Annotated in this window: 11 protein-coding genes; 6 read left to right on the plus strand and 5 right to left on the minus strand. The window is 65.2% G+C overall.

Annotated features, from left to right (window positions below):
• Positions 1–136: 136 nt before the first annotated feature.
• Both AC1RUR_RS10125 and AC1RUR_RS10130 read left to right on the plus strand, forming a co-directional pair.
• Positions 137–2,302 carry a methyl-accepting chemotaxis protein gene (locus AC1RUR_RS10125; protein WP_492843373.1) on the plus strand — a complete coding sequence of 722 codons (2,166 nt, stop codon included), beginning with the start codon at positions 137–139 and terminating at the stop codon, positions 2,300–2,302.
• Positions 2,303–2,490: 188 nt separating this feature from the next.
• Positions 2,491–3,552 carry an MBL fold metallo-hydrolase gene (locus tag AC1RUR_RS10130; RefSeq protein WP_492843375.1) on the plus strand — a complete coding sequence of 354 codons (1,062 nt, stop codon included), beginning with the start codon at positions 2,491–2,493 and terminating at the stop codon, positions 3,550–3,552.
• A gap of 54 nt (positions 3,553–3,606) precedes the next feature.
• On the opposite strand, the gene aroQ is transcribed toward AC1RUR_RS10130, so the two are convergent.
• A complete protein-coding gene (aroQ, locus tag AC1RUR_RS10135; RefSeq protein ID WP_492843377.1) occupies positions 3,607–4,038 on the minus strand; it encodes a type II 3-dehydroquinate dehydratase in 432 nt (143 codons plus the stop codon).
• Between the two features lie 279 nt (positions 4,039–4,317).
• Between aroQ and hemA the strand changes: the two genes are divergently transcribed.
• On the plus strand, positions 4,318–5,547 hold the full coding sequence (hemA, locus tag AC1RUR_RS10140) for a 5-aminolevulinate synthase (RefSeq protein WP_492843379.1): 1,230 nt from the start codon (positions 4,318–4,320) through the stop codon (positions 5,545–5,547).
• A 317-nt stretch (positions 5,548–5,864) separates the two neighbouring features.
• Positions 5,865–9,374, plus strand: a complete 3,510-nt coding sequence (locus AC1RUR_RS10145; RefSeq protein WP_492843381.1) for a PAS domain-containing hybrid sensor histidine kinase/response regulator — start codon at positions 5,865–5,867, stop codon at positions 9,372–9,374.
• Between the two features lie 1,221 nt (positions 9,375–10,595).
• Here the strand turns inward: AC1RUR_RS10145 and AC1RUR_RS10150 are convergent.
• A complete protein-coding gene (locus tag AC1RUR_RS10150; RefSeq protein WP_492843383.1) occupies positions 10,596–11,267 on the minus strand; it encodes a response regulator in 672 nt (223 codons plus the stop codon).
• A 341-nt stretch (positions 11,268–11,608) separates the two neighbouring features.
• On the opposite strand from AC1RUR_RS10150, the gene AC1RUR_RS10155 reads away from it, so the two are divergent.
• Positions 11,609–13,234 (plus strand): MFS transporter, encoded by a 1,626-nt coding sequence (locus AC1RUR_RS10155; protein ID WP_492843385.1) that lies wholly within the window; start codon positions 11,609–11,611, stop codon positions 13,232–13,234.
• Positions 13,235–13,298: 64 nt separating this feature from the next.
• Here AC1RUR_RS10155 and AC1RUR_RS10160 read toward each other — a convergent pair whose 3' ends face one another.
• From AC1RUR_RS10160 to AC1RUR_RS10170, 3 genes are all read right to left on the minus strand, one after another.
• A complete protein-coding gene (locus AC1RUR_RS10160) occupies positions 13,299–13,772 on the minus strand; it encodes a secondary thiamine-phosphate synthase enzyme YjbQ (RefSeq protein WP_492843387.1) in 474 nt (157 codons plus the stop codon).
• Positions 13,773–13,924: 152 nt separating this feature from the next.
• Positions 13,925–14,443: a hypothetical protein gene (locus AC1RUR_RS10165; protein WP_492843389.1), complete on the minus strand. Its 519-nt coding sequence runs from the start codon at positions 14,441–14,443 to the stop codon at positions 13,925–13,927.
• Positions 14,444–14,486: 43 nt separating this feature from the next.
• The gene (locus AC1RUR_RS10170; RefSeq protein WP_492843912.1) at positions 14,487–14,897 is read right to left on the minus strand and encodes a hypothetical protein; all 411 of its coding nucleotides are present in this window, start codon (positions 14,895–14,897) and stop codon (positions 14,487–14,489) included.
• Here AC1RUR_RS10170 and AC1RUR_RS10175 point away from each other — a divergent pair.
• Positions 14,805–15,179, plus strand: a complete 375-nt coding sequence (locus AC1RUR_RS10175) for an AtpZ/AtpI family protein (RefSeq protein WP_492843390.1) — start codon at positions 14,805–14,807, stop codon at positions 15,177–15,179. The two genes, AC1RUR_RS10170 and AC1RUR_RS10175, sit on opposite strands and share 93 nt — an antisense overlap.
• Positions 15,180–15,183 lie beyond the last annotated feature (4 nt).

The following is a 15,183-nucleotide window of genomic DNA, read 5'->3' on the forward strand; positions in this document are numbered from 1 at the left end:
GGGCCGGCGCTATCGCCGGCCCTTCTTTTTTCGCTCTGCGGAACCAGTGCAAACAATTGCACCAATTGCGATTTTTTAACCCGACCCGCCGATACTGCCCGCCACAAAACAGAAGCAAGAGCGTGGGGGAAGTTCGATGGCGATCCGTCTGGGCCTGGGTCATTTTCCTGGCCGATTCCTTGGCCGATTGAGGCCCCGTATCAAGATGCCGACATGGGGCGTGCGCGGCAGCTTGTTCGCCGCCTTCGCGGTGGTCGCAGGCATGGGCCTCGTCATCGCCGCCGGCGCCGGCCTGGCGCTGCAGAATCTCGGCGGCCGCATGACCGAACTGAGCGGCAGGGACATTCCGCGCCTTGCCGCCAGCCTGCAATTGTCGGCACTAAGCGCGAGCCTTGCGGCACAGGGACCTGCCCTGCTTGCGGCTCAAAGCGAGGACGCCCTGAACGAGCGCACCAAGAAGCTCAGGGAATTGCAGGAGCAGACGCAGCAGAAACTCAACGAGATCATCGAGCTTGGCGGTGACAAGACCGTCGTCTCCGGACTCAGCGAGACAATGAAGAGCATCAACGAGGCGGCCCAGAGCCTGGCCAAGGCCGCCCGCGAACGGCTGGATGTCGCGGCCCTCCACGACAAGCAGTATGACGCGCTGCGCAACGCGCAGGGCGCGTTCGTCGGCGCGGCCAGTCCGGCGATGCTGGACGCGCAGACCCGGGTCAACGCCATTCTCGGCTCGGCCAATATGTCCGCGGAAGATGCCACCGAAGCCGCGCAGACCGTCGGCCAGCTCGGCAACGTCGTCGCCAGCGGCAATCTCGCGGCCGCCGACATGAGCGCGGCGCTGTCGGCGAACACCAGCGACAAGCTCGACGACATCCAGAAGGAATTCAAGACGGCGCAGGGACGCCTGCGCTCCAACCTCGACCTGCTGCCGGACAATCAGGGCAACAAGATGCTGCGCGAGGCGGCGGAAAAGCTGCTGGCGCTCGGCACCGGCAAGACCGGCGTGTTCAATCTGCGCGAGAAGGAGCTCGACGCCGTCGATTACGGCCAGACCATCCTGGACGAGACCCGCAAGCTCAATGTCGGCCTCGGCATCAGCGTGCAGCAGCTCGTCGACGGCGTGCAGAAGGAGACCAACGAGTCGACCTTCCAGGCGCGGCAGGAGATCTCGCTGGCGACGATCGCGATGCTGGCGCTGGGCGCGCTGATGCTGGTCGGCTCGGCGCTGTTCGTCTGGCTCTATGTCGGCCGCAACATCCTGCGCCGGATCACCGGCCTCCAGCGCGCCATGCAGTCACTCTCGGCCGGCGATCTCGACACCGATATCGCGCGCTCGAAGCACAGTGACGAGATCGGCGCGATGACCGACACGCTGACCGTGTTCCGCGACAGCATGATCGAGGCGCGCGCGCTCGCCAGCGAGCAGGACAAGGACCGCGCCGCAAAGGCCGAGCGCGCCGCGCGCATGGAGGCCAGGATCGCCGAGTTCGAGAATACAGTGCGCTCCGCGCTCGATAATCTCGCGCAGTCCGCCAATTCGATGCAATCGACCGCGCAGAGCATGTCGAACACGGCAGACCAGTCCAATGCGCTGGTCAACGCGGTCGCCTCCGCCGCCGAAGAGACCTCGGTCAACGTGCAGACCGTGTCATCGGGCACCGAGCAGCTGTCGTCCTCGATCGAGGAGATCAGCAAGCAGGTCGTCACATCGGCTGCAATCGCCAAGAAGGCCGTGGACGAAGCCGGCGCGACGGACGCCACGGTGCAGAGCCTCGCCGACAGCGCGAGCCGCATCAGCGTCGTGGTCGATTTGATCCAGACCATCGCCTCGCAGACCAACCTGCTCGCGCTCAACGCCACCATCGAGGCGGCTCGCGCGGGCGAGGCCGGCCGCGGCTTCGCCGTGGTCGCCTCCGAGGTGAAGAGCCTCGCCAGCCAGACCGCGAAGGCGACGGAGGAGATCCGCACCCAGATCGCCAGCATGCAGCAGGTCACAACGTCCGCAGTCGGCGCGATCCAGGGCATCGGCCGGATCATCGGCGAGATCGACAACGTCACCACCACGATCGCGGCCGCGGTCGAGGAACAGGGCGCAGCCACCCGCGAAATCGCCCGCAACATCCAGCATGCCGCCGGCGGCACCAGCGAAGTCTCCAGCAACATCGTCGGCGTCTCCACCGCCTCCGCCGAAGCCGGCGCTGCGGCGAGCGAAGTGCTGGGCGCTTCCGACGCACTGCGCCGCGAGGCCGACCTTCTGCGCGGAGAGATCGACGCGTTCCTCAACAACATGCGGGCGGCGTAGGCCGCCGGCCCGTACCCGGATGGAGCGCAGCGTAATCCGGGACCTTTCTTGCTTGTGGCAAGGGGCCCCGGATTACGCTCCGCTCCATCCGGGCTACGGAAAAACGCCCCGGTATGACGGCCATGCGGAGACCACGGCCCGTCCTTTTTCGGCTGGCGCACCGCTCGCGGTGGGTTTAAGTCGGTAGCATGAACGCAAAGACCGACACCGTGCAGTCCTCGGGCGAGGCCCTGCGCTATCCCTGGGACCAGCATCCCGGCCCCGACGAGGTCGTGGAGGTGAAGCCCGGCGTGTTGTGGGCGCGGCTGAAGCTGCCGTTCCGCCTCAACCATGTGAACATCTACCTGCTCGCCGACGGCGACGGCTATGCCATGGTGGATACCGGCTTCGGCAACGAGGAGACGATCGAAGCCTGGACGAAACTGTTCGACGGCCCGCTGAAGGGCGTCGACATCACGCGCCTGATCGTCACGCATTCGCATCCCGACCATGTCGGCCTCGCCGGATGGATCGTCGAACGGTTCAACTGTCCGCTGGTGATGTCGCAGGTCGAATATCTGCAATCGGTCTACCACCAGAACCGCGGCACCGAGGAGCGGCAGGAAGCGCAGCGGCTGTTCTTCCGCCGCCACGGCATGGACGAGTCGCTCACCGAAAAGCTGCTCGGCCGCGGCCAGGACTATCTCAAGCGCGTCTCGGTGCTGCCGCCGTCCTACCGCCGCATCTCGCATGGCGACGACGTCGTGATCGGCACACGCCGCTTCAAGGTGATCACCGGCGGCGGCCACGCGCTCGACCAGGTGATGCTGTATTGCGCCGACGACAAGCTGTTCCTCTCCGCCGACCAGGTGCTGAGCAAGATCTCGCCCAATGTCAGCGTGTGGGCGGTCGAGCCCGACCAGAACTCGCTCGGCGAATATCTCGCCTCGCTCGCCAGCCTCACCACGACGCTACCCTATGACGTGCTGGTGCTGCCCGGCCACGGCGTGCCGTTCTACGGGCTCAAGACCCGCATCAAGCAGCTCGCCGACCATCACGAGGAGCGCTGCCGCCTGATCGCGGAAGCCTGCCGCGAGGTGCCGCAGACCTCGCGCGCCTTGGTGCCTGTCGTGTTCAACAAGCACGTGCTGGACGAGCACCAGATGGGCTTCGCCGCCGGCGAGCTCGTCGCCCACGTCAACTACATGATCGTCGAGGGCCGGCTGACGGCGGAGACCAAGGACGGCGTGCTGCAGTTCCGGACGACGTGAGCCACGACGTCATGGCCGGGCTTGTCCCGGGCATGACGAGTTCGTGGAGGCAGCTCACTTCATGTTCGCGATCGCGTGCAGGGCCGCGATGTAGCCGAACGGCCCCAGCCCGCAGATGATGCCAGTCGCCACGAACGAGATCTTGGAGTGGCGGTGGTATTCGTCGCGGGCGTGGATGTTGGAGATGTGGACCTCCAGCACCGGGCCTTCGAACGTCTTGATCGCGTCCATGATCGAGACCGAAGTGAAGGACAGGCCGGCCGGGTTGATGATGATGGCGTCGGCATCCTGCCGCGCCGACTGGATCAGATCGACCAGCACGCCCTCGTGGTTGGACTGGTGGAAGGCGAGCTTGAGCCCGAGCTTCGCAGCAACTTCCTCGCAGCTCGCGTTGACCTCTGCGAGAGTCGTGGTGCCGTAGATGTGCGGCTCACGGATGCCGAGCATGTTGAGGTTGGGACCGTTGAGGATCATCACGCGCTTCATGGGGGTCCTTTCGAAAACCAGGTTGTTTGGCCGCGGTCAGGAAAGCGCGCGCCGGGCCGCAGGGGAAGGCCTCGGCCGGCCAGGTGCACATCTCACCGATGGTGCAGGGCAGCATTATATGTCGCGTGAACTTGATCGGAATCAAACGGCAAAGCGCCGGATAGGGCATTTTGCCCAAATGCCCCACAGGGCCAAATGTGGGATAGCGCATAGACATTAGAGCTGGAAAAGCTCTAAGAAGATGCGGCCCTTTGATCAGGTTCCGTTGCAGGTTTGCCGATGGATTACAGCCAGTTCTTCAATTCCGCCCTTGATCGCCTCCACACCGAACGGCGCTACCGCGTGTTCGCCGATCTGGAACGCATGGCGGGCCGGTTCCCGCATGCGATCTGGCACTCGCCCAAGGGCAAGCGCGACGTCGTGATCTGGTGCTCCAACGACTATCTCGGCATGGGCCAGCATCCGAAGGTGGTCGGCGCCATGGTCGAGACCGCAACGCGCGTCGGCACCGGCGCAGGCGGTACCCGCAACATCGCCGGCACCCATCATCCGCTGGTGCAGCTCGAGGCCGAACTCGCCGACCTCCATGGCAAGGAAGCCGCGCTGCTGTTCACCTCGGGCTATGTCTCGAACCAGACCGGTATCGCGACGATCGCAAAGCTCATTCCGAACTGCCTGATCCTGTCGGACGAGCTCAACCACAATTCGATGATCGAGGGCATCCGTCAGTCCGGCTGCGAGCGGGTCGTGTTCCGCCACAACGATGTCGCCCATCTCGAACAGCTGCTGAAAGAGGCGGGCCCGAACCGGCCGAAGCTGATCGCCTGCGAGAGCCTCTACTCCATGGACGGCGACGTCGCTCCGCTCGCCAAGATCTGCGATCTCGCCGAGAAATATAATGCGATGACCTATGTCGACGAGGTCCACGCCGTCGGCATGTACGGCCCGCGCGGCGGCGGCATTGCCGAGCGCGACGGCGTCATGCATCGCATCGACATCCTGGAAGGCACGCTCGCCAAGGCGTTCGGCTGCCTCGGCGGCTACATCGCCGCCAACGGCCAGATCATCGACGCCGTGCGCTCCTATGCGCCGGGCTTCATCTTCACAACCGCGCTGCCGCCGGCGATCTGCTCGGCCGCAACCGCCGCGATCAAGCATCTGAAGACCTCGAACTGGGAGCGCGAGCGCCACCAGGACCGCGCCGCCCGCGTCAAGGCGATCCTCAATGCCGCCGGTCTGCCGGTGATGTCGAGCGACACCCACATCGTGCCGCTGTTCATCGGCGATGCCGAGAAGTGCAAGCAGGCCTCCGACCTGCTGCTGGAAGAGCACGGCATCTACATCCAGCCGATCAACTATCCGACCGTCGCCAAGGGCACCGAGCGCCTGCGCATCACGCCCTCGCCCTATCACGACGACGGCCTGATCGATCAGCTCGCCGAGGCCCTGCTGCAAGTGTGGGACCGCCTCGGCCTGCCGCTCAGCGAGAAGTCACTGGCGGCGGAGTAGACCTCCCCTCTTACCCTCCCCTGGAGGGGGAGGGTCGCTACGCATGTAGCGGAGCGGAATGCGTAGCGGGGTGGGGTGACGGTCTCTCCGCATGCAACACTGCCCATGTCGAGAGATCACCCCACCCCGCTCGCGCTGCGCGCGATCGACCCTCCCCCTCCAGGGGAGGGTAAGAACGCCCGCCCCACCGCTTAACGACAACCCCAGTTCCCGACCGCCGTACGGCATTTCGCTGTCGCCACCACCTGCCCAACGCGCTAGATTTGCAGGGAAAATGAACGCGGGCGCGTTCGCGCCCAAGGGAGAGCCCCCGACCCATGCTGCACGACTGGGGCGTGATTGCCGCCGCCTTTGGCTATATCGGCTTCCTGTTCCTGGTGGCGAGCCATGGTGACCGCCGCTCGCCGGCCGGCCCCGGCCGCGCCTCCGGGCTGATCTATCCGCTGTCGCTGGCGATCTACTGCACCTCCTGGACCTTCTTCGGCTCGGTCGGCTTCGCCACCCGCACCTCCACCGACTTCCTCGCGATCTATGTCGGCCCGATCCTGATGATCGGGCTCGGCGCCGGCGTGCTGCGCCGCGTGATCCAGCTCGCCAAGGCCCACAACATCACCTCGATCGCCGACTTCATCGGCGCGCGCTACGGCAAGAGCCAGGCGGTGGCGGCGACCGTGGCGCTGATCGCGATCATCGGCTCGGTGCCCTACATCGCGCTGCAGCTCAAGGCGGTCGCCTCCTCGCTCGAAACGATCCTGAGCGAGGACCAGGCGTTCTCCCACATCCCCATCCTCGGCGACATGGCGCTGATGGTGACGCTGGCGATGGCGGCCTTCGCCGTGCTGTTCGGCACACGGCAGACCGATGCCACCGAGCACCAGCACGGCCTGATGCTGGCGGTCGCGACCGAATCCATCATCAAGCTGGTCGCCTTCCTCGCCGCCGGCATCTTCGTCACCTTCTGGATGTTCTCGCCGCATGAATTGATCGAGCGCGCCATGAAGACGCCGGAGGCGGTGCGCGCCATCAATTATTCGCCGTCGATCGGCAATTTCCTCACCATGACGCTGCTGTCGCTGTGCGCGATCATGCTGCTGCCGCGCCAGTTCCACGTCAGCGTGGTGGAGAACTCCAGCGATGCCGAGGTCGGCCGCGCCCGATGGCTGTTTCCGCTCTATCTCGTCGCCATCAACCTGTTCGTGATCCCGATCGCGCTCGCCGGCCTCGTCAGCTTCCCGTTCGGCGCGGCCGACCCCGACATGTACGTGCTGGCGTTGCCGATGGAGGGCGGCGCCGATCTGCTCAGCGTCGCCATCTTCGTCGGCGGCCTGTCGGCGGCGACCGCGATGGTGATCGTCGAATGCGTCGCGCTCTCCATCATGGTCTCCAACGACCTCGTGGTGCCGCTGGTGCTGCAACGGCGGCCGGAGGGACGCGCCGGCGGCGCCGATTTCAGCGACTTCCTGCTGCGCTCGCGGCGGCTCGCGATCTTCGCCATCATGGTGATGGCCTATTTCTACTACCGCGCGCTCGGCAACACCCAGCTCGCGGCGATCGGCCTGCTCTCCTTTGCCGCCATCGCCCAGCTCGCGCCGAGCTTCTTCGGCGGGCTGCTGTGGCGTCGGGCGACCGCGCGCGGCGCGATCGGCGGCATGCTGGTCGGCTTCGCGGTCTGGCTCTACACGCTGTTCATACCGAGCTTCATGGATTCCTCGACCGCGGGCATCCTGCTGCTCCAACACGGCCCGTTCGGGATCGAGGCGCTGCGGCCGCAGGCGCTGTTCGGCGCCGATTTGCCGCCGCTGATGCATGGCGTCATCTGGTCGCTGTCGCTCAACATCCTCACCTATGTGCTGCTGTCGCTGGCGCGCCGCCCCTCTTCGATCGAGCTGGTGCAGGCCGATCTGTTCGTACCGAACACGCTCGCGCCGATCGCCCCGAGCTTCCGCCGCTGGCGCACCACCGTCACGGTGCAGGACATCCAGACCACGGTGGCGCAATATCTCGGGCCCGACCGCGCCCGGCATTCGTTCGAGGCCTTCTCGGCGCGGCGCAATGTGCGGCTGGAGCCGGCCGCGCCCGCCGATTTCGAGCTGTTGCAGCACGCCGAGCACCTGATTGCCTCGTCGATCGGTGCTGCGTCCTCGCGCCTCGTGATGTCGCTGCTGCTGCGCAAGCGCACGGTCTCCGCGAAAGCCGCGCTGAAACTGCTCGACGATTCCCATGCGGCGCTGCATTTCAACCGCGAGGTCCTCCAGACCGCGCTCAACCATGTGCGCCAGGGCATCGCGGTGTTCGACGACGATTTGCAACTGATCTGCTCCAACCGGCAGTTCGGCGACCTCCTCAACGTTCCCCCGCATTTCATCCAGTTCGGCACGCCGCTGCGCGAAATCCTGGAATTCATGGACGTGAGCAATCCGGCCGATCCGGTCGAGCGCGAGGCCATGCTGGCGCGGCGGCTCGCCGCCTATACCACCGACAGCGAGCCCTATCTCGAGCGCCTGCCGGAACGCCACATGGTGATCGAGGTGCTCACCAACCGCATGCCAGGCAGCGGCTTCGTCATCACCTTCACCGACGTCACGCCCACCTTCGAGGCGGCCGAAGCGCTGGAACGCGCCAATGCCACGCTGGAAAAGCGCGTGCGCGACCGCACCGAGGAACTGACGCGGCTGAACTCCGAGCTGGCGCTGGCCAAGAGCGCCGCGGAAGACGCCAGCATCTCCAAGACGCGGTTCCTCGCCGCCGCCAGCCACGACATCCTCCAGCCGCTGAACGCGGCGCGGCTCTACGTCACGAGCCTGGTCGAACGCCAGCACAGTGGCGAAGAGACGCGACTGGTCGAGAACATCGACGAATCGCTCCAGGCCATCGAGGAGATCCTCGGCGCGCTGCTCGACATCTCCAGGCTGGACGCCGGCGCAATGGCGACCTCGATCTCGAGCTTCAAGATGGCCGATCTGATGCGCTCGCTGGAAATCGAGTTCGCGCCGATTGCGCGCGCCAAGGGACTCGATCTCACCTTCGTGCCCTGCTCGCTGCCGGTGGAGTCGGACCGCCTCCTGCTGCGGCGCCTGCTCCAGAACCTGATCTCCAACGCGATCAAATACACTCCGCGCGGCCGCGTGCTGGTCGGCTGCCGCCGCCGCGGCGCCTCGCTCAAGATCTGCGTCTACGACACCGGCGTCGGCATCCCCACGGTCAAGCGCGGCGAGATCTTCAAGGAATTCCACCGCCTCGAGCAGGGCGCGCGGATTGCGCGCGGCCTCGGCCTTGGCCTCTCGATCGTCGAACGGCTGGCGCGCGTGCTCAACCACGGCATCGCCATCGACGCCAATGTGAGCGGCGGCTCGGTCTTCTCGGTGACGGTGCCGACGGCGAAGGCGATCACGCTCACCGCGGCCGTGACCAGCGCGACGCCGCTGGCGCGCACGCCGATCTCCGGCGCGCTGATCGTCTGCATCGAGAACGATGCGGCGATCCTCGACGGCATGCGCACGCTCTTGAAGGCCTGGGACGCCGAGGTGATCGCGGTCACCGATCCCGAAGGCGCGATCGCCGCGATCGAAGCCGCCGGCAAGCGCGTCACCGGGCTGCTCGTCGACTATCACCTCGACCGAGGCAACGGCATCGCCGCCATCCGCGACATCCGCCGCCGCTTCGGCGACGCCATCCCCGCGATCCTGATCACCGCCGACCGCAGCCCCGCGGTGCAGCTGGCGGCGCGCGACGAGAAGATCGCGGTGCTGAACAAGCCGGTGAAGCCGGCCTCGCTCCGCGCCCTGCTCGGACAGTGGCGCACCCAGCAGATGGTGGCGGCGGAATAGGCGCGCATCGTCGAAGAGAAATTGCGCAATGTCCGGCAGACGAGAGCTGGCGCACGGTGCTTCCACGATCGTCATTGCGAGCGCAGCGAAGCAGTCCAGCGTCCCTCCGCGGAAAGATTCTGGATTGCTTCGCTGCGCTCGCAATGACGGAGCATGAGGTGACATCGTCATCTCCCAGTCAGCATTTCAACTCCCAGACATGCGCTCGCCTTCTCGCGGCGCAATTCGCCCGAGTTTTGCTCTTCGCGTCACGCCCTCTTGAACAAAGGGCGCAGGGAAGGCCGGGTGCCGGCTGGCACCCGCGGTCCGCTGCGCGAAATGCACACGCAGGAAGAACCGCACAGCAGCATACAGGTGTAGCCGAACACACGGCCTTCCCTGCGCGATGGTCGGACGGCGTATGCCGCGCTCTCCCGGGAGCCGGGTTCCCTCTGGCCTCCCTCGCCACCGCGAAAGTCACCAGCACGGCGCCGGTTGGCGCCAGTGCCGCATTCGCGAGGCTTGACCGTAGCAACGACGGCCGGGACCACACGGTTTTGCCGTACGCAGACGGCCCGGCTGCGCCCCCAGGGGGGCTTCGCCGGACATCGAGCGCCGTTCGTGCAACGCGGCTTGCGAAGAGGCTCACGGGGCTCGGCTCAATCCACTGCCCCGCCCTGCCCTCGCATCCGCGACGGCGCTGCTTGCGTCCACCGCAACCCGATCCGCGGTTCGTGACGACGTACGACCGCCCCTTGTCACGGGATCAGGATGCGCAACACATACGCCGAAACCGAATTTCGGTAAAGTAGAATATTTTAGCGCAGCCTGATTGACCCAGCTTTTGCTGTTTTGCCGGAGGTGCGACGCAAGAGCTTGGGGCTACGGGGCGACATCGCCATGGTATGAAATAAGCCGCAAATCGAACAGGTCGTGCCCCTGTGGCAACGTTGATTCATGAAGTTTGGGCGGACGCCAACGGATTGCCGAGCTTGTGCTTGGCGGGGCCACGCGGCGCTGCTTGTCGCGAGCTGTTGGATCAACCGGCGCGACTGGTTCATACGTTTGAGGCCGGAAGTCACTTTGAGGCTATGACCATTTACTATCGCTCCCAGGGCTGGGGCGCTTACACCACAGACTTTGCGATAGATTGCGAGCCGTATCCGGACGAATGGTCAGAATAGATGGCAGATGGTGTCACTTGGGCGGTTCGTGCACCCGCCTGTCAGATGGCTTCACGCCCTACCCCGTCGGCGTGCCCTGCCTCCACTGGCCGCCGGCGATCTTCGCCGCAGCAATCACCGCCTGCGTCCGGCTTTCGACGCCGAGCTTTTGCAGGATCGCCGAGACATGCGCCTTGATGGTGGCCTCGGAGACGCCGAGCTCATAGGCGATCTGCTTGTTGAGCAGTCCCTCCGACAGCATCATCAGCACCCGGACCTGCTGCGGCGTCAGCGTCACCAGGCGGTCGCGCAGGCGCGTCATGTCGGGGTCGGCGGCGGCCGACAGGTCGGTGTCGGCGGGAACCCAGACGTCGCCGTCCATCACCTTGAGGATGGCGTCGCGCAGCGTCTCGACGCCGAAACGCTTCGGGATGAAACCGGAGGCGCCGAAGTCGAGCGAGCGGCGGATCGTGGCGCTGTCGTCGGAGGCCGAGACGATCACCACCGGGACCGCCGGATATTGCGCGCGCAAATAGATCAGACCGGAAAAGCCTGAGATCCCGGGCATCGAGAGGTCGAGCAGGATCAGGTCGACGTCGGAGGTCTGTTCCAGCAGTTTGGTCAGATCCTCGAACGAACCGGCCTCGTCGATCCTGGCCGAGGTCAGGACGCTCGCCACCGCCTGCCGCAGCGCATCGCGGAACAGAGGATGATCATCGGCAATGACGAGATGGGTCGAGGGAGCGTTCATCGTTCTCTTGCTGTCGTTCGCGCCGGGCCGGCGAGTCGATGCCGCGGCTGATCAATTCTTCCCTGACCGGCCGTGGCATGCAAGTGGACATTATCCCTTTGCTGCAAAGGGGTTAATCCGCAGGCAGGCACTATGTTGCCGGATAGAGGGCCCGGGCGTCAGGTGCGCGTCAGTGCGCAAGGCCGAAAGTCGTATTGGGGTGGGTTTCACGCCGATGTTACTTTGTTGGCAAGACCCAGGTCGATCGGCAGATCCGGCCACCTGGGGCGCGAGGAAACGCATTTTTCGGGGAGCGACTCAACATGTCGACAATGGCTGTGTCTCAAGCTGGCGCGGGAGGTATGACGAAGGACGAACGGTTCGTCATTCTCGCCTCCTCGCTCGGTACCGTCTTCGAGTGGTACGATTTTTATCTCTACGGCTCGCTGGCCGGCATCATCGGCGCGCAGTTCTTCTCGGCCTATCCCCCGGCAACCCGCGATATCTTCGCGCTGCTGGCGTTCGCCGCGGGCTTCCTGGTGCGCCCCTTCGGTGCGATCGTGTTCGGCCGCGTCGGCGATATCGTCGGCCGCAAGTACACCTTCCTCGTCACCATCCTGATCATGGGTCTGTCGACCTTCATCGTCGGCCTGCTTCCGAACGCGGCGACGATCGGCATCGCGGCCCCGATCATCCTGATCGCGCTGCGCCTCGCCCAGGGTCTCGCGCTCGGCGGTGAATATGGCGGCGCAGCGACCTATGTCGCCGAGCATGCCCCTAACGGCAAGCGCGGCTACTACACCTCCTTCATTCAGACGACCGCCACGCTCGGCCTGTTCCTGTCGCTGCTGGTGATCCTGTTCACACGCTCCGCCCTCGGCGAAACCGACTTCGCCGCCTGGGGCTGGCGTATCCCGTTCCTGGTCTCGGTGCTGCTGCTCGGCGTCTCGGTCTGGATCCGGCTCCGCCTCAACGAATCGCCGATCTTCCAGAAGATGAAGGACGAGGGGAAGAGCTCCAAGGCCCCGCTGACGGAAGCCTTCGGCAACTGGCAGAACGGCAAGCTCGTGCTGCTCGCGCTGCTCGGCGGCGTGATGGGCCAGGGCGTCGTCTGGTACACCGGCCAGTTCTACGCGCTGTTCTTCCTGCAATCGATCCTGAAGGTCGACGGCTACACCGCCAACCTCCTGATCGCCTGGTCGCTGCTGCTCGGCACCGGCTTCTTCATCGTGTTCGGCATGCTCTCCGACAGGATCGGCCGCAAGCCGATCATCCTCGGCGGCTGCCTGATCGCCGCGCTGACCTTCTTCCCGATCTTCAAGATGATCACCACCAACGCCAACCCGGCGCTGGAAAAGGCCATCGAGCAGACCAAGGTCGAGGTTGTGGCGGATCCCGCGGGTTGCGGCGACCTGTTCAACCCGGTCGGCACCCGCGTCTTCACCGCGCCTTGCGACACCGCCCGTGCCTTCCTCGCCCAGTCGTCGGTCAAGTACTCGACGACATCGGGCGCGGCCGGATCCGGCGTGAAGGTGATGGTCAACGGCAAGGATGTTGCCTACGCCAACGCCAAGGACGGCAACCCGGCGGTCCTCGCCGCCGTGCAGGCGGCTGGTTATCCCAAGGCCGGTGATGCGAGCATCGTGAAGATGGCCCATCCGTTCGACATCTTCCGTCCGCAGGTGGCCGCGACCATCGGGCTGCTGTTCATCCTGGTGGTGTTCGTCACCATGGTGTACGGCCCGATCGCGGCGATGCTGGTCGAATTGTTCCCGACCCGCATCCGCTACACCTCGATGTCGCTGCCGTACCACATCGGCAACGGCTGGTTCGGCGGCCTCTTGCCGGCGACCGCTTTCGCCATCGTGGCTTCGACCGGCGATATCTACGCGGGTCTCTGGTATCCGGTCATCTTCGCGTCCATCACGGTCGTGATCGGGCTCTTCTTCCTGCCCGAGACCAAGGACGTCGATATCAAGACGACTTGATCGCGAGCAGCGATCTCGACCAACACCAACCGGCCGCGGTCTCCGCGGCCGGTTTTGTTTTGCCCTATTGATGACTGCCGATGAATTGCAGCACCACCTCGCGCCGGTGCGGGCGGGCGCGATGCTCGATCAGATAGATCGCCTGCCAGGTGCCGAGCGCGAGCTTGCCGCCGAGCACCGGCACGTGCAGCGACGTCTGCGTCAGCATCGTCTTGACATGCGCCGGCATGTCGTCCGGCCCCTCGGTGTCGTGCGTCCATCCGGCGTTCTCCGGCGCGAGCCTGGATAGCGCAGTGGTGAGATCGACCAGCACGGAGGGATCGGCGTTTTCCTGGATCGTCAGGGAAGCCGAGGTATGACGGATGAACAGCGTCAACGCGCCCTCGCGCGCGCGGGCCTCATTGATGAATTTCGCGACTTCAGAGGTGAGATCGGTGAAGCCGCGCCCCGGCGTCTGCACGGTGAACAGTGACGATGTGACGGTGGCGGCCTGCACGGTCGATGGTGCTGAGCGCGTGACAGATCTGGCTGATGTCATGAAAAGATGTCTCGCTCGTCGTCCTGGCGAAAGCCGGGACCCATTACCCCAAATGCTTGTGGCGGCGAAAGCTGCGGCCACTCGCACCGGAAAGAACAAAGGGGCCGCGGCGTATGGGTCCCGGCCTTCGCCAGAACGACACCGAGGGCCCCTCAAATCCTTCCCGACACGTCCTTCTGAACGCGGTTGGCCATGTCGATCAGCCGGCGCCAGGCCTTTTCCAGGAACGACATCACGCGATCGACGTCCTGGTCGCTCGGCAGCGGGATCTCGATCTTGCGGTCGCCCTCGGCGACCTTCGGCTCCTTCTTGAGCGGGTCGGATTTCGGCAGCGCCTCGTCGATCTTGCCCGAGACGGTCGGTCCCGCCGCGAGCTGTCCCTTCAGCTTCTCGACTTCGGCCTGGAGCCTGCCGATCTCGGCGTCGAGCGCGGTACGTTCGTCGGGCACCGCGTAGCAGGCCCAGCCGGCGCCGTTCTTGGTGCAGGTCGACACCGTGCCGGTGCGGGTGTCGAGCCGCAGCACGCCTTCGGGGATCGGCGTCATGCTGTAGCGGCCATTTTCGCCGTCGGGCGCGGATTGCGCGGCAACGAGACCGCCGCTGATGGCCATCACCGCGGCCAGCGCCGCTGCCGCAAACCATGATGCTGTGGACGACGTCGCTGGTCTCATCGCACACTCTCCGCCACGACCCGCAGGTGGCACATTTGCAATTCTACACCCGGGCAGCGCCATCCGCCGCCAAAAACACGCGTCCGAAATCAACGATCCCGGCGGCCGGTTTGATCCCGGCAGCGCGGCGAAATGGCGGCTGTATCCACCGATCCCAAGGAGAGCTGCTGCGGTGCGGCGTCACGCTGTGTGCAGCGCTGCGGTGTGCGCCAATATCATCAAATAAATCAGATACATAACGGAAAGCGACGCAATCGTGACTTGGCTTGACTTGATTATGGGCCATCAGTATGGTCCGCGCGGCTTTTGAGGGTGGCGGGCGTAATTTCCATTCAGCCGCGTCGTTTCGGGTCTTCGTTGCATGACACAGGGCACGGGACACGGCGAGAATGGAGATCGCGATAGATCGTCCGAGGAAGCTGCGCTTTCCGAACGGCTCGGAAGTCTTGATCAACGGTTGTCCGAGTTTCGCGACCGCCGCGTCAAGACCGAGCAACCCGCAGGTGACGGTGAAGACAGAGCGGCCAGAGCTTCGGCGATGGCGCTGGGTTTCCGGTTATCCTCCGAGTTGATCGCCGGTGTCGCTGTCGGAGCGGGGATTGGTTGGGGGTTCGACCGCTTGCTGTCGACGTCGCCTTTCGGATTTATCGTGTTCCTGCTGCTGGGCTTCGTCGCCGGCGTGGTGAACGTGGTGAGAACGGCGGGCGCGGGTCAGAACAGGCGCGGTGGTTCTTAAGCGA

It is taken from the genome of Bradyrhizobium sp. GW821-FHT12B03, from assembly GCF_058807535.1.